This window comes from Chitinimonas sp., assembly GCF_041904975.1.
Lineage (GTDB): Bacteria > Pseudomonadota > Gammaproteobacteria > Burkholderiales > Chitinimonadaceae > Chitinimonas.
Genome location: NZ_JAYRLZ010000041.1, coordinates 1 through 21,631 on the forward strand (window position 1 = coordinate 1; position 21,631 = coordinate 21,631).

Annotated in this window: 23 protein-coding genes; 22 read left to right on the top strand and 1 reads right to left on the bottom strand. The window is 61.8% G+C overall.

Features of this window, described 5'->3' with window-relative positions:
- From ACE3OH_RS06190 to ACE3OH_RS06235, 10 genes are all read left to right on the top strand, one after another.
- On the top strand, positions 1-2,537 hold a 2,537-nt coding region (locus ACE3OH_RS06190; protein ID WP_374349587.1), incomplete at its 5' end, for an error-prone DNA polymerase.
- 18 nt (positions 2,538-2,555) lie between these two features.
- Positions 2,556-3,989 (top strand): DNA polymerase Y family protein, encoded by a 1,434-nt coding sequence (locus ACE3OH_RS06195; protein ID WP_374349590.1) that lies wholly within the window; start codon positions 2,556-2,558, stop codon positions 3,987-3,989.
- A gap of 1,080 nt (positions 3,990-5,069) precedes the next feature.
- Positions 5,070-6,110, top strand: a complete 1,041-nt coding sequence (locus ACE3OH_RS06200) for a tyrosine-type recombinase/integrase (RefSeq protein ID WP_374349592.1) — start codon at positions 5,070-5,072, stop codon at positions 6,108-6,110.
- 222 nt (positions 6,111-6,332) lie between these two features.
- Positions 6,333-6,782, top strand: a complete 450-nt coding sequence (locus ACE3OH_RS06205) for a hypothetical protein (RefSeq protein WP_374349594.1) — start codon at positions 6,333-6,335, stop codon at positions 6,780-6,782.
- A 213-nt stretch (positions 6,783-6,995) separates the two neighbouring features.
- Complete coding sequence (locus tag ACE3OH_RS06210) at positions 6,996-7,964, top strand: hypothetical protein (protein WP_374349596.1); 969 nt, start codon at positions 6,996-6,998, stop codon at positions 7,962-7,964.
- Positions 7,961-9,697, top strand: a complete 1,737-nt coding sequence (locus tag ACE3OH_RS06215) for a hypothetical protein (protein WP_374349599.1) — start codon at positions 7,961-7,963, stop codon at positions 9,695-9,697. Before ACE3OH_RS06210 ends, ACE3OH_RS06215 begins: the two co-directional genes overlap by 4 nt.
- Positions 9,621-10,961, top strand: a complete 1,341-nt coding sequence (locus ACE3OH_RS06220; RefSeq protein ID WP_374349646.1) for a hypothetical protein — start codon at positions 9,621-9,623, stop codon at positions 10,959-10,961. The genes ACE3OH_RS06215 and ACE3OH_RS06220 overlap by 77 nt, the downstream gene beginning before the upstream one ends.
- Positions 10,954-12,549, top strand: a complete 1,596-nt coding sequence (locus ACE3OH_RS06225; RefSeq protein WP_374349601.1) for a hypothetical protein — start codon at positions 10,954-10,956, stop codon at positions 12,547-12,549. Before ACE3OH_RS06220 ends, ACE3OH_RS06225 begins: the two co-directional genes overlap by 8 nt.
- Positions 12,546-12,740 (top strand): hypothetical protein, encoded by a 195-nt coding sequence (locus tag ACE3OH_RS06230; RefSeq protein ID WP_374349604.1) that lies wholly within the window; start codon positions 12,546-12,548, stop codon positions 12,738-12,740. Before ACE3OH_RS06225 ends, ACE3OH_RS06230 begins: the two co-directional genes overlap by 4 nt.
- A 7-nt stretch (positions 12,741-12,747) precedes the next feature.
- A complete protein-coding gene (locus ACE3OH_RS06235) occupies positions 12,748-13,014 on the top strand; it encodes a hypothetical protein (RefSeq protein ID WP_374349607.1) in 267 nt (88 codons plus the stop codon).
- Positions 13,015-13,119: 105 nt separating this feature from the next.
- On the opposite strand, the gene ACE3OH_RS06240 is transcribed toward ACE3OH_RS06235, so the two are convergent.
- Positions 13,120-13,440, bottom strand: coding sequence for a hypothetical protein (locus tag ACE3OH_RS06240; RefSeq protein WP_374349610.1), 321 nt, complete (start codon positions 13,438-13,440; stop codon positions 13,120-13,122).
- A gap of 365 nt (positions 13,441-13,805) precedes the next feature.
- Here ACE3OH_RS06240 and ACE3OH_RS06245 point away from each other — a divergent pair, with 365 nt between their 5' ends.
- The 12 genes from ACE3OH_RS06245 to ACE3OH_RS06300 all read left to right on the top strand — a co-directional run.
- On the top strand, positions 13,806-14,732 hold the full coding sequence (locus ACE3OH_RS06245; RefSeq protein ID WP_374349612.1) for a phage antirepressor N-terminal domain-containing protein: 927 nt from the start codon (positions 13,806-13,808) through the stop codon (positions 14,730-14,732).
- Positions 14,725-14,949 (top strand): hypothetical protein, encoded by a 225-nt coding sequence (locus ACE3OH_RS06250; protein ID WP_374349614.1) that lies wholly within the window; start codon positions 14,725-14,727, stop codon positions 14,947-14,949. The genes ACE3OH_RS06245 and ACE3OH_RS06250 overlap by 8 nt, the downstream gene beginning before the upstream one ends.
- Positions 14,933-15,139, top strand: a complete 207-nt coding sequence (locus ACE3OH_RS06255; RefSeq protein WP_374349617.1) for a hypothetical protein — start codon at positions 14,933-14,935, stop codon at positions 15,137-15,139. The genes ACE3OH_RS06250 and ACE3OH_RS06255 overlap by 17 nt, the downstream gene beginning before the upstream one ends.
- Positions 15,140-15,245: 106 nt before the next feature.
- Positions 15,246-17,795 (top strand): phage protease, encoded by a 2,550-nt coding sequence (locus ACE3OH_RS06260; RefSeq protein ID WP_374349620.1) that lies wholly within the window; start codon positions 15,246-15,248, stop codon positions 17,793-17,795.
- Positions 17,796-17,847: 52 nt separating this feature from the next.
- The gene (locus tag ACE3OH_RS06265; RefSeq protein ID WP_374349624.1) at positions 17,848-18,207 is read left to right on the top strand and encodes a hypothetical protein; all 360 of its coding nucleotides are present in this window, start codon (positions 17,848-17,850) and stop codon (positions 18,205-18,207) included.
- 7 nt (positions 18,208-18,214) lie between these two features.
- Complete coding sequence (locus ACE3OH_RS06270; protein WP_374349627.1) at positions 18,215-18,841, top strand: hypothetical protein; 627 nt, start codon at positions 18,215-18,217, stop codon at positions 18,839-18,841.
- Positions 18,838-19,350, top strand: coding sequence for a hypothetical protein (locus tag ACE3OH_RS06275; RefSeq protein ID WP_374349630.1), 513 nt, complete (start codon positions 18,838-18,840; stop codon positions 19,348-19,350). The genes ACE3OH_RS06270 and ACE3OH_RS06275 overlap by 4 nt, the downstream gene beginning before the upstream one ends.
- Positions 19,347-19,760 carry a hypothetical protein gene (locus tag ACE3OH_RS06280; protein ID WP_374349633.1) on the top strand — a complete coding sequence of 138 codons (414 nt, stop codon included), beginning with the start codon at positions 19,347-19,349 and terminating at the stop codon, positions 19,758-19,760. The genes ACE3OH_RS06275 and ACE3OH_RS06280 overlap by 4 nt, the downstream gene beginning before the upstream one ends.
- A gap of 11 nt (positions 19,761-19,771) precedes the next feature.
- Complete coding sequence (locus tag ACE3OH_RS06285; RefSeq protein WP_374349635.1) at positions 19,772-19,951, top strand: hypothetical protein; 180 nt, start codon at positions 19,772-19,774, stop codon at positions 19,949-19,951.
- Positions 19,952-19,993: 42 nt separating this feature from the next.
- Positions 19,994-20,929, top strand: coding sequence for a phage tail tube protein (locus tag ACE3OH_RS06290; protein ID WP_374349638.1), 936 nt, complete (start codon positions 19,994-19,996; stop codon positions 20,927-20,929).
- Positions 20,930-20,973: 44 nt separating this feature from the next.
- Entirely contained in the window at positions 20,974-21,369 is a 396-nt protein-coding gene (locus ACE3OH_RS06295) for a hypothetical protein (RefSeq protein ID WP_374349641.1), read from the top strand.
- A gap of 62 nt (positions 21,370-21,431) precedes the next feature.
- A partial coding sequence (locus ACE3OH_RS06300) for a DUF1799 domain-containing protein (RefSeq protein WP_374349643.1) occupies positions 21,432-21,631 on the top strand: 200 nt, incomplete at its 3' end.

Sequence of the window (21,631 nt, forward strand, 5' to 3'; positions counted from 1 at the left end):
CAGGCGATGTGCACATGCACGATGCCTCGCGCCAGGCGCTGCAAGACGTGCTTACCGCCATCCGCCTGCATAAACCGGTAAGCCAGTGCGGCATGTCGTTGCATCCCAATGACGAACGTTATCTCCGGCCGCTCGACTGTCTGGCGCTGCGCTACCCGCAAGCCTTGCTGGACGAAACCACTGCCATTGCCGATCGCTGCACCTTCGATCTTGGCAGCTTGCGCTATGAGTACGCCGATGAACTGGTGCCCCCGGGCATAAGCCGCTCGCAGCACCTGGCTGCACTGACCAGACAAGGCCTTGCCCGCCGCTACCCGGAAGGCATACCCGACACGGTGCTTACCCAGGTCGCACGGGAATTGCAGCTGATTGCCGACCTCAACTACGAACCCTTCTTCCTGACCGTCGAAGATATTGTCCGCTTCGCACGTGGCCGCGGCATCCTCTGCCAGGGCCGTGGCTCGGCCGCCAACTCTGCCGTCTGCTATGCGCTCGGCATCACCGAGGTGGATCCTGCGCGCGGCACACTGCTGTTCGAGCGCTTCATCAGCCGCGAGCGCAACGAGCCGCCCGACATCGATGTCGACTTCGAGCACGAGCGGCGCGAGGAGGTGATCCAGTACATCTACCGCCGGTATACGCGCGATCGGGCAGCGCTGGCTGCAACCGTCATCACCTACCGCCCGAAAAGCGCCGTGCGCGATGTGGGACGCGCACTGGGGCTGGGCGAGGAGGAAATCACCCGCCTGACCAAGACGCTCTCCTGGTGGGACAAGAAAGCCGATCTGCCGGCACGCTTGGCGGAAGCAGGCTTCGACCCGGCATCGCGCACCATCCGCCTGCTCATGCGCTTGGTCGAGCTGATCCTGCGCTTCCCGCGCCACCTATCGCAGCATGTCGGCGGCTTCATCATCTCGGCCGGCCCCCTCGCCAGACTGGTGCCGATCGAGAATGCGGCCATGCCCGAGCGCACCATCATCCAGTGGGACAAAGATGATCTTGAAGCAATGGGTCTGCTCAAGGTCGATGTGCTTGCACTGGGCATGCTGTCGGCGATCCGCAAAGCGATCCAGCTGGTAGCCGCCATCCGGCAGCAGCCCTTCACGTTTCAGGACATCCCGCCTGAAGACCCGGAGACCTACGACATGATCTGCAAAGCAGATACTGTCGGCGTATTCCAGATCGAAAGTCGTGCCCAGATGTCGATGCTGCCACGGCTCCAACCCCGTTGTTACTATGACCTGGTGATCGAGATAGCCCTGATCCGGCCCGGGCCCATTGTCGGCGACATGGTCCATCCCTATCTGCGGCGGCGGCGTGGCGAGGAACCGATCGAAGATCTGGGGCCGGAAGTGAACAAGGTGCTCGCCCGAACCCTCGGCGTGCCGATCTTCCAGGAACAGGTCATGGCACTGGCCGTGGTGGCGGCCGGCTTCACGCCGGGTGAGGCCGATGAGCTGCGGCGCGCCATGGCCAGCTGGCGCGCCTCCGGCAAAATGGAACAATATCGGGCCAAGCTTTACGCCGGCTTGATGGAAAACCACTACCCGGAATCCTTCGCGCAGCGCATCCTCAAGCAGATCGAAGGCTTCGCCGAATACGGCTTCCCGGAATCACATTCCGCCAGTTTCGCCATCCTGGTCTATGCCAGCAGCTGGTTGAAACGGCACTACCCGGCCGCATTCACCTGCGCGCTGATCAACAGCCAGCCGATGGGCTTCTACTCGCCTTCGCAACTGGTACAGGATGCGCTACGACATGGCGTCGAGATCCGGCCCATCGATATTCAGTACAGCGAATGGGATTGCACATTGGAGCCGCCCGACGCTCCGGCCCATGCCATCCGGCTGGGCTTGCGCCTGGTGTCGGGGCTAAGCGAGGCGGTCGGCCGCCGCATCGCCGCGCACCGGCCCGCAGGTGGTTACGCCAATCTGGATGACTTGCAGCGGCGAGCCGGGCTCAATTCACATTCGCTGCGGCAACTTGCCGCCGCCGATGCAACTGCGTCGCTGGCAGGTCATCGACGCAAGGCCCTGTGGGACGCCACAGGCATCAATCTGTATGACGACCTGACCCGCGAACCGGACGATAGCGACCCGGTCGAGCTGCCGCCCCCCTCGCTCGGCGCCGATATCGTCAGCGACTACGCCAGCACCGGCCTCACACTACGCCCTCATCCTCTCAGCCTTATCCGCGCTGAACTGCGCAAAGCGCAACTGCTCAACGCAGCCGAAATCCAGCTGTGCCAGCACGGGCAGCCCGCCCGCACCTGTGGAATCGTGGTGTGCCGACAGCGGCCGAGCACCGCCGCAGGCGTCACCTTCGTAACGCTGGAGGATGAAACAGGCAACACCAATGTGATTGTCTGGCGCAATCTCGCCGAAAAGCAGCGCAAAGAGCTGCTCGGTGCCAAGCTGCTCGCCGTTTATGGCGTCATTCAGCGCGATGGCGACGTCGTGCATCTACTGGCCATCAGGCTGGCAGACAAGAGCGAACATCTTGGCAAGCTCGACATCGAGAGCCGGAACTTCCGGTGAGCCTGATGGTGAACAACCATGCTGTGGCTCGCACTTCATTTCCCGCATCTTCCATTCGAGGCACTCTCGCTGCCGGCGGCACCCGATGCAGAACCATGGGCGGTCATCGAGGCCACTGGCCGCATTGAGCGCATCATCGCCTGCAATAGCGTCGCCCTTGGCGCAGGCATACAGCCGGGACAGCGATGCATGACTGCCCGGGCGATAGCCAGCACCTTGCGCATTGCGCCCAGGGCACCTGGGCAGGAGCAGGCACTGCTACAAACACTGGCCACCTGGGCGGGGCAATTCACTCCGACGGTAGCACTCGACCCGCCCTGCGGCCTGCTACTGGAAATAGGCGGATGTATCCAGTATTTCGGCGGGCTCGACCGCATCCGGTGCTTGGTGACGGAAGGGCTACAGGCACTCGGCATACAGGCCAGCCATGGTGTAGCGCCAACGCCCCTGGCGGCAAGCTGGCTTGCCCACGCCGGGGTCAGCAAACCGCTGCGCGATGAAGCCTTGCTGCCACGGCAGCTGGGCAAGCTCCGGCTTTGCCGCCTGCCTTGGCCAGCCGAGCAACGCGAGGCGCTCGAAAAGCTCGGCCTGCATACCCTGCAACAAGTATTGGATTTGCCACGGCCAGGTCTGGGCAAGCGCTTCGGCAACGATTTCCTGCTGATGCTCGACCGAGCACTCGGACGCTTGCCCGACCCACGCAAGGTGTTCGAGCCACCCGATAGATTCGAGCGACATATGGAGCTCAACTGGGCAAGCGACAGCATCGAGGCACTGGGGTTTATTGCCAAGCGCCTGCTGGGCGAACTGGCTGCCTTTCTGCTCGGACATGGCATGGGCGTGTTGCAGGTCGTGTTCGTGCTGCGCCATGCAGCCCAGGAAGAGACGCGGCTTGAGGTGGGTTTCGGTCAGCCGTCACGCTCATCCCGGACGATGCTGGCAGTAACGCGCGAGCGCATGAACCGCTTGGTACTACCGGCTCCGGTGGCGCATATGAGCCTGATTGCCGACACCTTGCTTGAGCTCGACGGCACGACGACTGATCTATTCGGCTCGGCCGATCAAAACGCCGACTTCGAATTGCTCATGGCAAAACTGCGCGCCCGCTTGGGCGACGAGGCGGTAGCGCATCTGCAGAGCATGCCGGAGCATCGGCCGGAACTCGCCTGGCGCAAGACCGGCCGACCGGAGCCGTCACAGGTGCTACCTGTGGGCGAGCGACCTGGCTGGCTGCTGGATTTACCCAAAGCACTGGAGATGCGTGCAGGCAAGCTTTGGTACCAGGAACCACTACAGCTGAAAGAAGGGCCCGAGCGGATCGTGGCAGGCTGGTTCGATGGCAAGCAAGCATCGCGCGACTACTACCAGGCGGAAGGGCGATCCGGGCGTCGCTATTGGGTATTCCTGCGGCGTAACGAAGGCATCTGGTATCTGCATGGGCTGTTTGCCTAGGGAAGCGCAGCCCCCCTTACGAACCGGACTCGCAGCAGAAACGCCCCGGTCGGACAAAACCTGGCCCGGTGGTGAACCTTTCCGGACAGCCCGGAAATTGCAGCATATGCGGCAGGCCGCAGCCGCGAGGCGATAGCGTTATCCGGAGCCTCGTTGACAAAACAGCAACACCCCGGAGCACCTCACCACGTCCAATAGCGCGGGTTGCATAGCAACTGAGCGTAGAAAAGCACAAAGGCCTGCTGCGATAACGCAACAGACCTTTGATTTTATTGGTGGGGCGTCACAGATTCGAACTGTGGACCTACGGATTAAGAGTGCTCTGCCAATTCTAAGAATTGCGCGGCTTGCAGCCGAATTTCGGGCCGCAATCGCCGTTTGCATACCCCTCTAAAAGCCTTGCATTTGCTGGGTCCTATTTGCGATTGCGGACCAACAAACCAATAAGAAGGCGGCCGCGCTTGCGGCCTGGCTACGTTTCCCCGCACCCCTTCAATAAGATATTGGCGCGCCCAAAACCCCGTCAGCAGAGATGCGGGCCCGACAAGCTGGAATGCGCCCGACTTACCCATCAAGCAAGCGCTCGCTTTGTTGCGTAGGCCTGGTGCGGCTCCCACAAGTCGGCGGCCGGGAAGCTGTGGGAAGCCGGCGGGAAAACCGGCTGAAGGCCAGCGAAATCAGTAGGTTTTGACTATTGCCCCAGCAAGCAGCGCGTGAAACATGTGTAATTTTGCGTGATTTTCGCATAAGTCTTTGATTTTTACGGGGTTTGCTCTCACGGATTTGCGCAAAAATCCCACGGCTTTGCCTCGAAAATACACATTTAGATTTCCGGGCAGATCGGGCTGGCCTCTCCTTATATTCTTCTTTCTTCTTATTTTTCAAAGAGAAAGAGAGAGATATAAAAGAGGAATGTAATCACACAAAATTGGTCATTATTTCCACGAAACAAGCGTTTGACCGATAAATAAACAAAATTGTATTTGGTGTGAAGATGTGTGATTCTGTGAGTGCTGATTCCTGTAAAATCAATGCTTTACAGGTAGGCATGTCCAATCACACACCCACGGATTCAAATACGTGTCCCCGCCGGATATTTTCGATGCCTTGGTAGAGAAGTTCCTCGAACACAAGCGGCACACCGATGGCCGCCAGCCGCGCACGATTGCTGCTTATCGTGATGTGCTGGCGCGCTTCAAGGTATTCATGGCTGGCAGAGATCCGCGCACCGCGCAGGAAGATGAGCTGCTGCTGTTCACCGGCCTGCATCTGAACAAGCAATTCGGGCTGCATGCTCGCAGCCGCATTCCATACGTGGCCTGCATTCGCGGGTTCTATTCCTGGCTGCAGCAGCGTGGCCAGTGCGAGGTCAACCTAGCGGCTCGCATAGAGTACCCAGCAGCAGGCAAGCCGCTGCCCGATGTGATGAGCATGGCCAGCGCTGAGAAGCTGATGGCCGCACCGGACTTCAGCCGCTTCGAGGGTGTGCGCGACGCCGCCATGATGGCCCTGCTGATCGGCTGCGGCCTGCGGGTTAGCGGTCTGGTCGGCCTGAATCGGTCGGCCCTGGTGGAGTATGAGCTGCGGGACCGCTATGCCAGGACAGAGCGCCGGCTGGGGGTGCGCACCCTGGAGAAGGGCAACAAGGAGCGGCTGCTACCGATACCCCGCGAGGCTGAGCTGTTGATTCGGATGTACCTGGAGCACCCGGACCGAGCCGGCATTGATGCGCACTTGAAAGACGGTGATGAGGTGCTGTTCGTCAACACGATCAATCGGCGATGTCCGCCGCATGAATGGGTCGGGGAGAAGCGGCGCCTAACAGCGCGCGGTGTGCAGCGAATCATTGAACGCTACGCGGACAAGGTGGGGGTGCCCAGGCGTGAGGCTCACCCGCATGCGGCCCGGCATCTGTTTGGCACTGAGCTGACTGAAGACGATACGCCGCTGCAGGTTACAGGGGCACTGCTGGGCCATGGCAGTGCAGAGTCCACGAAGATCTATACGCACCTGGCACTGCGCAAGGCTACCTCTGTGGTCGACAAGGCTGGGCCGCTGTCGAAGATCAAAACGCCGGCATCGGCATTGCTGGGCATGATGAAGGAACGATTTACGGTGTAGCCAGCGTTGCTGGCGCATGGTCTGCCATGGGGCGCGGTTGTTTCTTGTTGGTGCGTACAAGTTTAATAGGACGAACCCGGCGGGGGTTGTTGCTCGCTGCCGCTGTGGGCTTTCCATGTGCGCGCACAAGTGGCCCTCAGAACGGGCTAAATCAGCTGCGCTTTCTGAATGGAGTGCGCAGTAGGGCGACGCAGCAGAGCGGGTTACAGGGTGGTGATGGTGATGGATTCACGCAGTTCAGGGGGCGAAATGGACAAGGTCGGGCTAGGGGTGGGGGGTCGGCAGGGCGTGGGGGTCGGTGCTGCCAGGGGAGGCGGGTACCTGGAGAATTGCACCCCGGCCAATTTTTCGCGCAACACCCTGCCGGATCCGCGACTTGAAGAGCTGGCGAGGCTAGGGCTTCAGCGCGAATGGCTGGCGGTGGCTGAGCTGTTGGGCGTGGACGCTTTCTTGGCGGCATGGCGGGTGCTGGATACGCCCGATGCGCCGCGCGATGACAGCGGGACGCTTACCCTGCCACTGCGGCGCTACAGCCAGTGGCTGCGCTGGCAGCGCAATCAGCATATCCGGGCGCTACGGGCTGCAGGCCTGCGGCCGTCTGAGGTCAGAGAAAGGCTGAAGGAGAACTATGGAGAAGAGCTCAGCGCCTCTCAGTTGCGGAGAATCCGCTAAGCAGTCCGACACGCGGCCACCGGCAATTACCGCGCCCTGTTCGGCCATGTATGTGGAATGGACCACTGACGAGACCCAGCGGCTTGATTGCCTGCTTGCCTCTGTCACACCGCCGGATCTCGTTAAATGAACGAGAAGCGCCAACAAAAACAGCCAAAATCGCCCACCTACCCCCCCTGTTAACGGCGCCAAGGCCTTTGCGAGCATGTCAGCATGCCCGCAAAGCGCCATCTTGATCTCTCCCGGCCGGTTGATTCCGTCACCTTTCAGTGTGGCGTTTGCCGGCACACGTTTGATGCCAAGCCGGACAAGATCGAGCCGATAGAGGAACAGACGGCCGCCTGGCACCCCTACCGCTACTTTGCCAGCTGCCCCGGCTGTGGTTATCAGGACGCCAGCCAGCCGGGCTGGCATCGGGCCTTGATGAAGGCCTGGATATCGGCGACCGGGCCGAAGACCGCCGCCGGTAAGGCGGCTGTGGCGGCCAATGTGGCCGGCCACCCTACGCCAGAAGAAGCGCTGCGCACCCGCTTCAACGCCATGAAAACCGGGCTGCACGCCAAAACCGCGACCTATTTCCCGGCCAAGCCGGATGGCTATGCCCATTGCAAGACCTGTGACGTAGACCGCGGCTATTGTGCAGAACAGCCGGCATGCGTGATGCAGACCCGGCTATTCATGACCGTGCATGCCGCCTTCGAGCAGCGCAACCCGAAAATGCTGACCAGCCTGTTCGCCGGCATGCAGGCCGCCACGGTGGCGGTGGTGCAGCAAATGCTGCAGATCATCCTGGCGGATGGGGTGAAGGTCGAAACCCCGCAGTGGTACACCGACAAAGAGGGCGTGCTGCATATCGCCAACTATGTCGACCAGGACGGCCAGCACCGCATCCTGAAGGAAATCAGCGCGCACCCACTGCTGAAGCCCTTGGGCGAATTCCTCACCCGCAACAATATGTCACTGGCCGATTTGGCGATGACGCCGCGCGTGGTTGAAGAGGCCGAGGAAAGCATGGGCCGCCTGAAGCAGGACAGCGCCGCCCAGGAATCGCTGAGCGACTTTGCCAAGCGGCAGGCCGTGGCGGTGGAAAGCTTGCGCGGTCTGATGGAGCAAGCCCGCGCCAACAAGAGCCGCGACCCGATCGTGATCGAGCATATACGCGAGAACGGGGGTGGTTCGTGATCCGGGTATCGCCGGCACAGCGGGCGGTAATTGCCGACCGGGCCGAGGTGGAGATCCTGCGCTTTGGCCGGCCTGACCCGGACACCGGCCTGCGCCAGCATGCCCTGTGGCACAAGCATGTTCATGGCGTCGAACTGGACCCGGCGCAGATCCTGAAAATGCACGAAATGGACATCCACCCGAACACGGTGGATGTGTCCTGCCGGCGTACCGGTAAGACCGTGGTGAAGGAGCTTCACAGCCTGGAGGAACTGGCGTGCAATTCGCACCAGGAAGAGGGCATCGTGGCGCCGCGGCTGCAGCAGTCGCAAATCGGCCTCAAGTATCACCTGGATGCCATCGACCGATCCGACATGCTCAAGGCATTCATCGGCTACAAAAACGGCCGCAAGCAAAAGACCGACACCGCCTATACCTTCGCCAATCACAGCAAAGCCACCGCATTCGGGATCATGTCCCAAATCGACGGCGATGCGATCAGCATTGCCTCCATCGATGAAGTGGACGATTGCCCGCAAGACCGGCTTATGAGCCGCTTTCTGCCCATGCTCGGCTCAGCGCGGCGCCTGGGCGCCGATGCGTCGGTCAAGTTCGAGCCGAAGATTCGCGTTACCGGCGTTTACAAGGGCGCCGATGTGCTGACCAGCCTGATCGCCACCGGCGAATACCATCTATTGCCCACGGTGGACGTGTATCTGGCCTTGGCGCTCGGCTTGGTAAACCAGGACTGGGCCAACAGCATGCGCGCCCAGCAGACCGAACACGAATGGCTGCGCCAGTTCTGCTGCATGAACACCCGCGCGACCAATTTCATCTTCGAGCAGTACATCCAGCTGGCCAAGGCCACCGGAGTGGCTGCCATGCTATCGCCGGCGGGGCCGCTGCCGGGAATGCGCGTCAAGCGGCGCGGGCTGATCTCGATGGGCTATGACCATTCAGGCCACGGCGAAAACGCCCACGCCTCGCGCTCGGCCGTGGTGATCGCCGAGCAGATTGGCAACTACATCACTTTCCCCTATGTGCGCAGCTGGCCACCTGGCACCGATGATCTGGTGGTGATGCGTGATCTGCTGGAACTGTGGCGCTATTTCCGCCCGGATTACGCCATGGGCGACGCTTACGGCGTGGGCGCGCTGACCACCCTGAACGACGATCTGTTCCGGGCCGGCCTGACCGATATCGACCGCCGCACCATCGGCGACGGCCAGAGCACCGCCACCACCTGGGCGCAATGGCCGTTTGCGCCGATACGCTTCGACGGCATGACCAAGCACGCCATGGCCAGCCAGCTACGCGCCGCATTTCACAACAAGCTGGCGGCTATCCCGTCCTACGACGAAGACGCGGCCGAGAACGAAGACTGGCAGCGCTTTGTGCGTCAAGTGGGCAACGTCAAGACCGAGGCGACCCGCGCCGCCTATGCCAGCTACAAGATGGCCGACCCGCGTATCGGTGACGATTTCTTTGATGCCGCATGCGCCGCTGTGTGGGCGCTCAATAACCAGGGCGCCATGCCGGTGCCCACCCTGATCGCCAGCCGAGTGCAAAGCCGTAGCCAGCTGCTGGCCACGCCCGGCATCGGCGCGCTATCGCAAGGAGACAGCCATGCAATTATTTCCCACCTCGTTTCGCAGCTTGGGCAGCAAGGCGCTCAGCATGCTTGGCGATCGCTTTCCCGCCATCTCGGGCAAATTCAATTCCCGGGTGCCCGGCGAAACCGGCAGAACGGATGAAGCCGGCCGGCGCCCGACGCCGGAAGACCAGATCAAATACCTGTACCGGCAGATGTGGGTGGATTTTGAGCTGCGCGCCACCGTTGCCGATATCCGCCGCATGGATAGGGCTGATGGCCGGGTGAAGATGATTCACAAACGGGTGGCGCGCGATGCCACCAAGGGCGGACTGGTATTGCAGCAAACCAGCGAATCGCCAGCCATCAGCCGCCTGTGGCGCGATTTCCAGCGCCGCCTGCAGCTGGATAGGGCAGAAAAGCTCAAGAGCGACGCCCGCGGCCTGATCGTGGAAGGCAATCTGGCCCTGCAATGGGTGCTGGACGATGCGAACCAAGTGGTCGCCGCCGTGCGCCTGCCGGCCGAGACCATCCGCCCCAATGTCGGCCAGAACGGCCGCTTTGCCGACCTGCAGCGCGCCTATAGCCAGCTGGACATACTGGCCGGCACCGAGCTGGCCGCCTTCCCGCTGTGGAAACTGACACTGGCACGCTTCGACCCGGACAACTTCGACGACTTGGGCAGCATGGGCCGGCCCTTTCTGGATGCCAGCCGCGCCACCTGGCAGAAACTGACCATGACCGACGAGGATCTGGTGATCCGCCGCCGCATGCGCGCCCCGCTGCGTATGAGCCATGTGCTCGAAAGCGCCAGCGCCGAAGATATGGACGCCTACCGCAGCCGGGTGGAAGCCGACCAGGCGGCCGGGGTGGTCACGGATTACTACCTGAACAAGAAAGGCGGCGTAACGGCGCTGCAAGGTGATGCCAACCTGGACCAGATTGCCGACATTGCCCACTTGCTCGATACCTTCTTTGCCGGCGGCCCGCTACCCAAGGGCATGATGGGTTACACCGATGGCCTGAGCCGCGACATTCTGGCCGACCTGACCCGCGACTATTACGACGAAATCGACACCATTCAAGACACCATCAGCTATGGCTACGACGCCGGTTGGCGCCTGCACCTGCTGCTGCAGGGCATCAACCCCGATGAAGTGGGCTACAAGCTGACCTTCAAGGAACGGCGCACCGAAACACCGACACAAACCACCGATCGCGGCCTCAAGCTCAAGGCGATGGGCCTGCCGATGGGCATGGTGTGGGAAGAGTTGGGCTATGACGGCGCCGAGGTAGAAAAGCGCCGCCAGTGGGAGGATGCGAACCTCGACCCTTACCCGGAAGGACAAGGGAGCGGCCCGAAAGTGAGCATTACCCCCGGCAATGGCCGCAAGGGCGATAGCGCAACGGCGGTAAACCATGGCTGATGCCATTGCCCGCGCGGCAGCCATCAAGCGCGCCAGCGCCAATGCCCGCGCCGCCATGAACCAGTACGACGAGCAGACCTTGCTGCAGCTGCGCGACCTGTATTTATCTGCCAGCGAAACCCTGGCCGAGGAAATCCAGCGCGCCGCCGCCGCAGGCGATCGGGTGGCGCTCGATCGGCTCGACTATCTGCGCTATCAGGTAGGCCGCGAGCTGGCGAGGCTGGCGGCAGAGCGCAACAAGCTGCTGGACCAGGCATTACCCCATGCCGCCGGCCTGGGCAGCCAGCCGTTTGCGCAAGCTGGGGTGAATATCGACCGGATCAACCATGGCGCGGTGGAATTCGTGCGCCGCCTGGTGGCCGATGACGGCCTGCAGCTATCCGACCGGCTATGGCGCATCAACAAGCAGACCACTGCCCGGGTGGAAGGCGCCATCGAGCTCGCTATCATCCGTGGCGACGATGCATATCGGGCCGCCCTGCGCGGCGCCCAGCCCGATGCGGATGCGTTGCAGGCCGCCAGCCCCCATGCCATCAGCCGCAGCGTGCGCGAGGTGATGACGGGGCGCGGCTCGGCGCACTACCAGGCGCAGCGACTTTTCCGAACCGAGCTGAACCGCGCCCACGGCACCGCCTACCAGGCCGGCGCCGCCCAGACGCCCGGCGCAGTCGGCACCCGTTTCCTGCTGAGCCCGGCCCACCCTGAGCCCGATATCTGCGATGTGCATGCCGCCGCCAATCTTTATGGACTGGGCAAGGGGGTATATCCGCACGGCAAGAACCCCTGGCCAGCCCACCCGAACACATTAAGCTATGTGGTGGCGGTGTTTGATCATGAGGTGAGCGACGACGACAAGGCGGGGGTGGAGAGCATCGAGCAGGCCAAGGCGCGGGTGATGAACCAGAGTAAACTGCCAATTATGGATGCCCGAGACCCCATTTCAGCCCGCTACTTCAACCAGCGCGATCTGACGTTGAAAATAGATCGCTCACTTAATGATCGAGAGGTTGCAGACCTCAATGACGTGAATCTGATAGGCAGGCTTGCCGGTGCGCCAGATGGCAGCACGCTTACTTTGTCTGCTGGCGGGCAGGAACGGCCCACACGCATCATTACAGTGTCCAATCCCCGAATATTCGCCTATCCGTCAGAGTACGAGCTCTTCAATGAAGGCGAAGATTTCAAGCTTTTTCTGCGCCCGGAGTCTATTTATGTCCGACAGGATATGCAGGACAAGGGCATTGGCCCGCGATCCATGGTGTTGAGCCTCTATGCCGCCAGAGAGATCGGTGTTAGTGCCGTGCTACTGGAAGCGGCTGGCAGTGCGGCCAAACGCGATCTGTTCTTCGGCTATCACGTTTGGCCAAGTATGGGCTTTGATGCGTTGCTTCCTACCTCCATCAGAAATAAGCTACCCCAGCAATTCCAGCATGCCGAATATCTTTCGGATCTGCTTCGCATGGAGGGAGGTCGCCGCTGGTGGTACGATAACGGCGAGAAGATGGAAACCGTTTTCGATCTGTCGGATCACAGCCTAAGCTGGGAAATGTTGAACGAATACATGGCAGTGAAAGGCATCAGAATATGAGTAAATTTATTGAAAGCCTGCGGTCAATGAAACGCACTACCTTTGCCGAGGTCAAGGCCGAAGCGGCTAAGCGTCGCACTCACTCGCATGGCGTTGTTGCATTCGAAGCGGACGTCGTACTCACTTCGCCGAAGCTTGAGAGCACTCAACAACCTGCCTCCCAGCCTAAGCGCAAGCTGAAGTTTGGCTGAGTTTCGTATGCACCGTCCGGCCGCACACCAGGATGATGTGATTGTTGAAATCGCGGGTTACCCAGTCTGGAAGCGCCGTGCCGACTTGCAGGACGATGATCTGCTGTGCTTTTTTGACGGCGACTACGCGGATGTATTGGAACCCGACGATCCGCGACTCCAGCCCACCGCGCTTTCCAAGCTGAAGGCCTCGCTGCGTGCGCAATTCGGTGAACGTGAGCCTGCGCCGGTGACGCTGGAAGAATTCGGGCTGAGCGGCGACGCCAAGCCCTGATTCAACCATTACGGAAATCGTAATGGTTGCCGAGGATGGCCGCTCCGCCAGTTGTCACGATCTCTGTGATAACTGGATCGCCTAGGCTGGCTTCGTCGTTTCTGGCTACTGCTGTCTTGAGATAACGGGCCACATGCGCTCTAGGTTTCCTGCCTTGATTTGATTGGCTACAAACCACAAGCCGAGGCTACCCACAGTCGCAGCGTCGGATTTCAATACTTCACCAACACTGGTTTTATCATGCTGCCGTGTGGGCGATTGACGAACCCCACGTTCCCTCAATTCGTTCGCTACGGCTTGTTGGTTGCGTAGTGTCACGTAGAGCCGGAAGATCAGATCAACATCAGAAACCACCTCGGTTCGCAGATGCGCTATGGCTTCGCGATAGAGGCGCGCTTCCTCGTCGTGGCTTTCGGCTTTTGCCAAAAGGTCTGCTTCGATTGAGGGTGGGACCAAAAATGAATAGGGCATTGCTGCAAGTTGGCGGAGCTGTGAAAGTGTGGGCCGCAGCATAATCGAGTTGCGCGGTTCACGCAGTTCGTTCTATGCTTGGCGCAGGTGCTCAACACACCTTCCAGCAGCAGTGCCCCGCGACTGAATCGCGGTTTTTTTGCGACCATTGCATTTGAGTTGTGGTGATTTCTACCATAACTGCTTCCCAATGGCCGAGTAGCGTCCAGCGATACAAGACCCGCAAGGGGAAAGCTGGGGGCCGTCTGCTGGCGGTGTTGAAGTGCTCGGCCGCCCCGCTCAACACGGGGTGACATTCAACGATCCAGCAGGAGGCCGTCATGGCTGCTCATGACCAGTTATTCCCCGTCCCCTTCCACGGCGACACCGTCGTCTTGGTTTCCCATAACGACCAGCCCTATGTGGCGATGCGAACCATTGCCGTAAACATGGGTTTGGACTGGGCGGGTCAGTTCACCAAGATCTGTGAAAAGTTCAAATCAACCGTTGAGGAAATCCCAACGGTTGCCGATGATGGCCGCCTGCGGGAAATGACTTGCATCCCCCTGCGCAAACTTCCCGCCTGGTTGTATTCGATCAACCCGAACAAGGTTGCGCCCGAGTTGCGCGAAAAAGTGGTCGCCTACCAGGAAGAATGCGACGAAGCGCTGTGGGACTACTGGACCCAAGGCAGCGCCAACAATCCCCGAGTCAAATCGCGCCGCAGCCCCGGCAGCGACCGGGTAGCCGATCTGGATAAGGCCCGCCGCCTGTGCAACGACTGGGCGGATGCCCGCGATCCGGCGCGCAAGGTGCTGCTGGCCAGTTATCTGGAGGCCATGCATGCGCACCTGGGTTTACCGCCACCGCCACCCGCGCCGCCGATAAGCGAAGCCAGCCCGCCACGGCCGCCGGCCATGTGGTTGTGGATGCTGAAAACCCTGCTCGATGAAATCACCCTGGGCCGGCTGGCACCGCCGCATGCCCTGGACATGATCGACGGCCGCGCGGCACTGATCTTTTTGCCGGGTGATTTTGAACGGCATCTTCGCGCACACCCGGCATTACAGACGGAATGGCAGCAGCGTGGCGGCATGCGGGCGCGGGCCTTCAAGCAGGTGCTGGCCGAGCATCACCTGTGGTTGCCCGGTGAGTACGAGCGGCACATGGATGGTCGGCGTCGCGGTCATTTGCTTGCGCTGGACCTCGACGCCGCCCGCGCGGTACTGGCACGCAGCACGCACATCGTGGAGGTGAGCCATGCTTAACCCCGCCAAGCTCCGCGCCGACGATCTGACCGAGGCCCACCGGCTGGTGGAAGAAACCCAGGCCGCCTTGTTCACGCTGGTCTTACTGTTGGCCGATGCGGGCCGGCATACCGATCTGGAGGCCAACGGTTTCTATGCCCTGCTCAAGCCGCTGGATTGCAATCTGCGCTGCGCGCTGGACTGCCTCAAGGAGCGAGACCATGTCACGTCGCGCTGATCCCACCATCCGGGCCCGCCGTGCGCTAGCCAAGCTAGATGAGGCTAACCGCCTCTATTGCACGGTACCCATGGACATTGCCCACCCGGCACTGACCCTGGCCTTGATGCAGGTTGAGCATGCCCGCGCCCAGTTGAACGTATTGCTGCGCCAGCTGAACCGATCATTTCCCCCCCCTGTTTGCGATTAGCCCACTTCCCCTAATCTGCCCGACAACCGCTTCTGCCGACCTCTCCCGGCGTTGAAGCGGTAGCGCGGTCGGCCTGTGCCGCCGCGCAACCGGATCGAGGCAGACGATGCGCGCAGGGCGACACTTCCAGCTACACAGCCACCCCATTGCCGGCGCCGTGCGCGTGCTGTCGGGCGGCATCGTCACCGAAAGCCAGGCCGAAGCCGGTAAACAGACCTGGGTAACCATTACCCGCACCGGCACGTTTACCGATCCACGCTATGGCGAATTTTCCATCACGCCGGCCATGCTGGCCGAGATGGTGCGCAACTTCGACGCCGGCGCATATGGGCAGGACATTTTTCTGGATGTGTCGCACCGCCCCGACGAAGGCGCCGCCGCCAAGGTGCTGCGCCTGTCGGTAGAAGGCAACCGCCTGCGTGCCCTGGTCGATTGGACCCCTTACGGCATCGATGCCGTGAAGAACAAGGGCTATGTCTACCTGTCCGCCGAATTCCACGAACGGTTTGTCGACAACGAAGCCGGCAAAAACTGGGGATGTGTACTCCTTGGTGCCGGCCTGACTACCCGCCCGGTGATCAAGCGCCTTGACCCGGTCCAGTTGTCCCAAGACGGCCCCGCGAGCCTGCCGGTGTACGTCGCACACGACCTTATCAAATCCCTCTCGCTGGAGATCACCATGAAATGGGCTGAAAAACTCAAGCAGCTGCGTCAGCAGCTGGCCGCCAAAAACCTGTCCGAATCTGCCATCAACGCCATGGTGAAGGCGGCAGAAGACGCCTTGACCCATATCACCGAAGACGCCGCCGCCACCACGCTATGCGAGCAGATTGCCGCCGGCGCTGATGCCGTGCGCGCTGCCACGGCCAATGCAGGCAGCGTGTCGATTACCCTGGCCGCTGCGCCGACGCCCGATGTCGCCAGTCTGGTGGCCGATGCCGTCAGCAAAACCTTGGCGCAGCGTGACAGTGAAGCGCGCCAGCTGGCAGAGGCCCACGCCGGCCGGGTCAAGCTGCTGACCGACACTATCAACGCAGCCAGTAGCCTGGACGAAGCCACCCGCCGCACCCTGGCCGAGGAAACCGCGCCGATGGTGAATGGCAGCATGAGCGACGAGCAGGTGAAAGCCTTGGCCACGTTTGTGATTGATCAGGCCGGCAAGACCGCCATTGCCCGCCAGCTGTCGCAGCTTGGCTGGGGCGGCTCCGGCAGTCCGGTCATTACCGTACCGGACGAAGGGGCCAAAACGCTCAGCCAGATCTACCGCGACAATCTGCGCAAGACCGGCTACACCGGTCCCGGCCAGCTGATCCTGGCCGAGAAGGTCAGCCCCTGGGTAGAAAAGGTGCTGGCCCAGTACGACCGCATCAACGGCCGGCAGATTCACGACGAAGCCAAGTATCTGGCTGGCAACCCGACCGGCATGGCGAATACCAATCTGCCGGCTGGCTTTGTGCGCGAGGTGATCCGCGAAGCGCTGTCTGACCTGAATATCCTGCAGCTGGTCAACACCCTGACCGACTTCAATGCCACCACCACCACGCTGATCCCGTACGAGCTGCGCGATGTATCTGGCGTGCTCAATGATGGTGTGGTGTTTGAAGGCCAGCCGATCAACTACGCAAGCATCTCGCAGCAGAACGATTCGGCCTATATCACCCCGACCAAGGTGGCGTACCTGATCTCGAATGAAGTGGTGTACTTCACCCGGTCCCACCAGCTGAACTGGGACGCGATGGCGCGCAATATCGAAACCTGCGCCCGCGTACTGCGTGAGCTGATTCACCGCCGCATTGCAAACGAGCTGCAGCGTTCCAGCGATTGCTACAACGCGGTAACCGTCACCGCCGAGCCGATTACCGGCCTGAATGGCACCAGCGTCAGCAGCTACAAGACTGCCACCTTCCCGATTGTCCGCCCCTTCCAAGCGCGCGACGTGCAGGGCAACACCCAGGGCGTGGCTGAAAACCCGATTACGGTGGTGCTCAATAGCGTACCGGTGGCCATGTATGACGGCAGCAATACCCAGACGCCCGGCACCTACTACCGCATTACCAATTACAACCTGGGCTATGTGCAGTTTGTGAACCAGCTGGGTGCGCCGGTATTCCCGCCCGCCACAGGCAGCAACACCATCACCTACGGCCGCGCCACCAATGTGCTGAAGGTGGACCTGGACGTACCGGGCGGCTCGACCATCGAGAAGCAGATGAACAAGGTGGTGCAGGCCATTGGCGCGCAAAAGGCCCTGTTGATGGGTCAGCGCTATATCACCCCGGATTACATGCTGATGAGCCCGGTGCTGAACGATATGGTCACCAATGCCGAGGTGTTCACCGCTGCCGCCAAGCGCAATGGCAGCGACACCACGCCGGGCGGGGATCTCGCGGCCATCAAGTCGGTGGAATCCTTTGGCACCAATGCGCCAGGCATCGACCTTGGCGACCAGCGCATTCTGCTGGGCCAGCGCGGCCAGCTTACCTACACGGTGGCCAAGCCGTTTTCCATGGGCGAGCCCTTCGAGGCAGTCAACGCCCAGGGACAGGCGATCGGCAAGAAACAGGCCTACGGCGAGGAATACAACGCCATCAAGGTGCCGACGCCGATCCGCAACCGCATGACATCGGTGCTGGCTTACTCCTTCACCGGCCGATAAGCCACCCGCCACCCGCCCGCCCGAGCTTCGGGCGGGCCATGGAGCCCGCGCAATGAAATTCCTGCCCTATAGCAACGACACCGACACGGTGGTTTACATCGGCAATGTCACCATTCCGCCCGGCCAGACCCGCGAGGTAGAGGCCACCCTGCACCCGGACTTTCTGGCGCCGGCCGCCGAGCAGCAGGAAGCGCCCGATGCCGACCCGCTGGCCGAACTGCTGGACCACAAGGTGGCAGACGTGCAGGCCGCCCTGGCTGGCTTGTCGGTGGCAGAACTGGAACGCCTGGGCGAGCTGGAACAAGCCGCGCCGCAACCACGCAAGGGCGTGCTGGGTGCGATTGCTGAAGCGATTCTGGCTGCCGGCAGCAAGACCGCCGAAAACGGCGACAACAGCGAAGGCCAAGCCTGATATGGGCATGGAGATGAAGCGCAGCGCGCTGGCCGCCGAACTCAAGGCCAGCCTGCACGATGCCGGCGGTCTGTTTGACGCGGTAGACGATGCCGACTTTGCGCGCTTCATCGACCTGGCTGCCGCTGATCTTGGCCGGGTTCGGCCCCTGCTGCGCCGCGCCAGTTTCGATTTACAGGCCGATGCCGACGCCAGCGGCTGCTACCCGACCCCGGCCGACTTTCGCGATTTCCATAGCACCAGCTGGGGCACCGGCCACGGCATTGCGCCATGGAGTGCCAACTACCCCGGCGAAATGCCGCGAGTGCGCTGCCTGCGTACTGCCGCCGGCCAGGTGCTGGAACTGTCGATCGCACCCAGCCCGCGCCAGCTGGCCCTACTGGGTAGCCGCTATGCCTACCGCTACTACGCCAGCCATGCCGTGCTGGAAGACCCGACGCAAACAACGGTACGCCCGCAGGATCGCGGCTTACTGCTACTGCGCGCCCAGGCCGAGGCCTGCAAGGAGCTGGCGATTCGCAATGTGGTGAAGCCAATGGCGCTGCGCGATGGCATGAGCCAAGGCCCGCGCAACGGCACGCCGGCCGCCCTGTTTGCCGAGCTGATGCGCCTGTTTGAAGAGGCCCGCCAATGAGCCTGATTGAAATCGACGACAAGCGCGCCCGCGCTGCCTTTGCCAAGGCACCGCAGACCATGGCCGCCATCTTGGGCGCCGGCCTCGATCGCGCTGCCGGCGAAGTGGCGGCCGTGGCGCGGCAGGAAGCGCCCAAGGGTGCTACCTCGCTGCTGACCAATAGCATTGCCGTGGCGAATGAATCGGCATTGGCCCGGTTTGTGGCGCCCGCTACCGATTACGCCGGCTATGTGCATGGCGGCCGGCTGCCGGGTCGCATGCCAAACGGCCGGCCCGGCTCGCCGTTTTATGAGTGGGTCAAGCGTCGGGTGGTAGGTAGCCGCCGTGCCCGTACCCGCGACGGCGCCAAAGAGGTCGACGAGTTGGTGTTCCTGATCGGCCGCGCTATTGCCCGCAATGGCATCAAACCGAACCCCTTTATGCAGCGCGCCATGGTCAAGACGCAGAGCCGGGTGCAGCAGCTGCTGCGCGATAGCACGGAAGCTGGCGTGCGGGCGGTGTTCGGATGACAACCGATAGCCGCCTTGAGGCGCTGAAAAGCGCACTGGCCAGCGCCCTGCCAGCCCGCCGCGTCACCCGCGCCTGGTGTGACAGCAATCTGCGCACCCATAGCGAGCTGAGCGCCGGCATTTATACCCTGATTGCCCGCCGTGAAAGCGAATACGCCGATTACCCCGGGCGTGAAGCGCAGCTGGGCACCCTGGAGCTGGCACTGATCGGCCAGATTCAACTGGCCGAAAAAGCCAGCGGCCTTGATGTAGAGCGCGCCGAGCTGGCGATGCTCGACGAGATCAAAGCGTTTGTCGGCAATCTGCCGGCCGGTCTGGGCAATCTGGCCCTGCGCGAGGCGCAACAGAGCGGCCAGATTGAAGCGCCGTATGGCTGGGTGGCTTTCCGCCTGGATTGGTATCTGAACTGAAGGAGCGCCCCATGGCAGCAAAAAACAAGCCCCACGCCGACAGCCCGACCGAGAACACCCCGGCCGCCACCGCGCCGCCGATCGCCCAAGCGGGCGGCAGCTATGTCGCCGACCCTGTGAGCGGTGAGCTCACCCGCGCTGCAGACACCGAAGACGACGCCACGCCAGGCGCACCCAGCACTGCCGAATAAACCCTTGCCCGGCTTGCGGGCACGTACTGAAAGGACACCACCATGCCCGGCTCTACCCGCGTAAAAGCCTTCTTGTTGAAAGTCGAAACGGTGTACGGCACCGATTCCACCCCGGCCGCCGCCACTGATGCGGTGCTGCTGCGCAATACCAAGATCACCCCGATGGACGCCAAGATGGTGAGCCGGGATATCGAAACCGCCGCCATGGGCCATATGGAAGATATCGCCGTAGGCACGCAGATGATGGTGGAAGGCGAAATCGAATGGGCCGGCTCCGGTACCGCCGGCACCGCGCCCAAGTATGGCCCGCTGTTGCGCACCTGCGGCCTGGCCGAGGTGCTGACCGCATCGGTTAGCGCTGCGTACAACCCGATCAGCGCCGGGTTTGAATCGGCCACCGGCTATTACTTCTATGCCGGCAAAAAGCACGTTATGACCGGCGTGCGCGGATCTGTGTCGGGCTCGATGACGGCCGAGGGCATTCCGGTGCTCAAGTACAAGCTGCAGGGTATTTACGTCGGCATCACCGATGCCGCCCTGCCTGCCGGTATTGCTCTGACCGGTTACCAGAAGCCGGTGGCGGTGAACAAGGCCAACACCCCGCCAGTTTCGCTGTTCGGCCAGACCTTCGGTTTTTATGACTTCAGTTTCGACATGTCCAGCAGCCTGGTGCACCGCAACCTGCCGGGCATGGAAGACCAGATCATTACCGATCGGGCGCCGACCGGCAGCATCACCATCCCAGACCCGGCCATTGCCACTGTCGACTTTTTCAGCAATGTCCGCTCGGCCACGCTCGGCACCCTCACCCTGACCCATGGCATGACGGCCGGCAATATCGTCGGCTTTTCGTCCAGCTTCGTGCAGGTGACCAAGGCCGAATACGACGACAAGGACAAGGCGGTGGCGCTCAAGCTCGATCTGAAGTTTGTGCATTCCGCCACCGGTAACGACGATTTCCAGCTACTGGCGAAATAAGCCCAGCCGCTGACCTTATCCCCACAACAGCAAGAGAGAAAGCCATGTTTGTACGCCAGTCCAGAAAAAGTATTTCGTTGCTGACCGTGCCGGTAACCATCGACAAGCCAGTCGATGGAGGGCGCATCGAGAAACACCAGATTGATGTGACTTACCTGATTCCGCATCAGGACCAGCTGGACGAGATGCTGAAGGGCCTGCGCGATGGTGATGACAGCGTGGATCTGGCGGCCGAGGTGGTGAAGCGGGTCGACAAGATTCAGGAAGAAGATGGGACCCGCATTGTCTACAGCGACCCGAAAGGCACGGTCGACAGCGACGAGTTCATTCGGGAAGTGCGCGACGACATTATCAATGTGACCTATGCGCGCGCCGCGATCATGCGCGACTTCTGGAAGCTGGTGAACGGCCAGCGCGTGGGCGCCAAGCGGGGAAACTGACTGGGGCGGCCGAGCATTGGGCGCGGCTGCAACGGCCGCCGCGCCACAGCGATGCGGAGCCGGTGAGCGAGGAGGAGCGGCAGGCCTTTCGTGAGTTGGGCCTGACCGATGCGCAGATCAATCACCACCTGGGTGCCGAATCGGCCAATGACGAGCCGGAACCCGATGTGTACGCGGTCTGGCCGGAAAACTGGCAAGCCCTGCAGCTGTTTCTGGCGCTGGATACCCAATGGCAGCGCGCCATTCCACCCATGGGCGGTGC

What these genes read in the sequence shown, in the direction of transcription:
- ACE3OH_RS06195 (WP_374349590.1), top strand. Translation starts at nt 2,556, where the DNA reads ATGCTGTGGCTCGCACTTCATTTCCCGCATCTTCCATTCGAGGCACTC.
- ACE3OH_RS06205 (WP_374349594.1), top strand. Translation starts at nt 6,333, where the DNA reads ATGGATTCACGCAGTTCAGGGGGCGAAATGGACAAGGTCGGGCTAGGG.
- ACE3OH_RS06210 (WP_374349596.1), top strand. Translation starts at nt 6,996, where the DNA reads ATGCCCGCAAAGCGCCATCTTGATCTCTCCCGGCCGGTTGATTCCGTC.
- ACE3OH_RS06220 (WP_374349646.1), top strand. Translation starts at nt 9,621, where the DNA reads ATGCTTGGCGATCGCTTTCCCGCCATCTCGGGCAAATTCAATTCCCGG.
- ACE3OH_RS06225 (WP_374349601.1), top strand. Translation starts at nt 10,954, where the DNA reads ATGGCTGATGCCATTGCCCGCGCGGCAGCCATCAAGCGCGCCAGCGCC.
- ACE3OH_RS06230 (WP_374349604.1), top strand. Translation starts at nt 12,546, where the DNA reads ATGAGTAAATTTATTGAAAGCCTGCGGTCAATGAAACGCACTACCTTT.
- ACE3OH_RS06235 (WP_374349607.1), top strand. Translation starts at nt 12,748, where the DNA reads ATGCACCGTCCGGCCGCACACCAGGATGATGTGATTGTTGAAATCGCG.
- ACE3OH_RS06245 (WP_374349612.1), top strand. Translation starts at nt 13,806, where the DNA reads ATGGCTGCTCATGACCAGTTATTCCCCGTCCCCTTCCACGGCGACACC.
- ACE3OH_RS06250 (WP_374349614.1), top strand. Translation starts at nt 14,725, where the DNA reads ATGCTTAACCCCGCCAAGCTCCGCGCCGACGATCTGACCGAGGCCCAC.
- ACE3OH_RS06255 (WP_374349617.1), top strand. Translation starts at nt 14,933, where the DNA reads ATGTCACGTCGCGCTGATCCCACCATCCGGGCCCGCCGTGCGCTAGCC.
- ACE3OH_RS06260 (WP_374349620.1), top strand. Translation starts at nt 15,246, where the DNA reads ATGCGCGCAGGGCGACACTTCCAGCTACACAGCCACCCCATTGCCGGC.
- ACE3OH_RS06265 (WP_374349624.1), top strand. Translation starts at nt 17,848, where the DNA reads ATGAAATTCCTGCCCTATAGCAACGACACCGACACGGTGGTTTACATC.
- ACE3OH_RS06270 (WP_374349627.1), top strand. Translation starts at nt 18,215, where the DNA reads ATGGAGATGAAGCGCAGCGCGCTGGCCGCCGAACTCAAGGCCAGCCTG.
- ACE3OH_RS06275 (WP_374349630.1), top strand. Translation starts at nt 18,838, where the DNA reads ATGAGCCTGATTGAAATCGACGACAAGCGCGCCCGCGCTGCCTTTGCC.
- ACE3OH_RS06280 (WP_374349633.1), top strand. Translation starts at nt 19,347, where the DNA reads ATGACAACCGATAGCCGCCTTGAGGCGCTGAAAAGCGCACTGGCCAGC.
- ACE3OH_RS06285 (WP_374349635.1), top strand. Translation starts at nt 19,772, where the DNA reads ATGGCAGCAAAAAACAAGCCCCACGCCGACAGCCCGACCGAGAACACC.
- ACE3OH_RS06290 (WP_374349638.1), top strand. Translation starts at nt 19,994, where the DNA reads ATGCCCGGCTCTACCCGCGTAAAAGCCTTCTTGTTGAAAGTCGAAACG.
- ACE3OH_RS06295 (WP_374349641.1), top strand. Translation starts at nt 20,974, where the DNA reads ATGTTTGTACGCCAGTCCAGAAAAAGTATTTCGTTGCTGACCGTGCCG.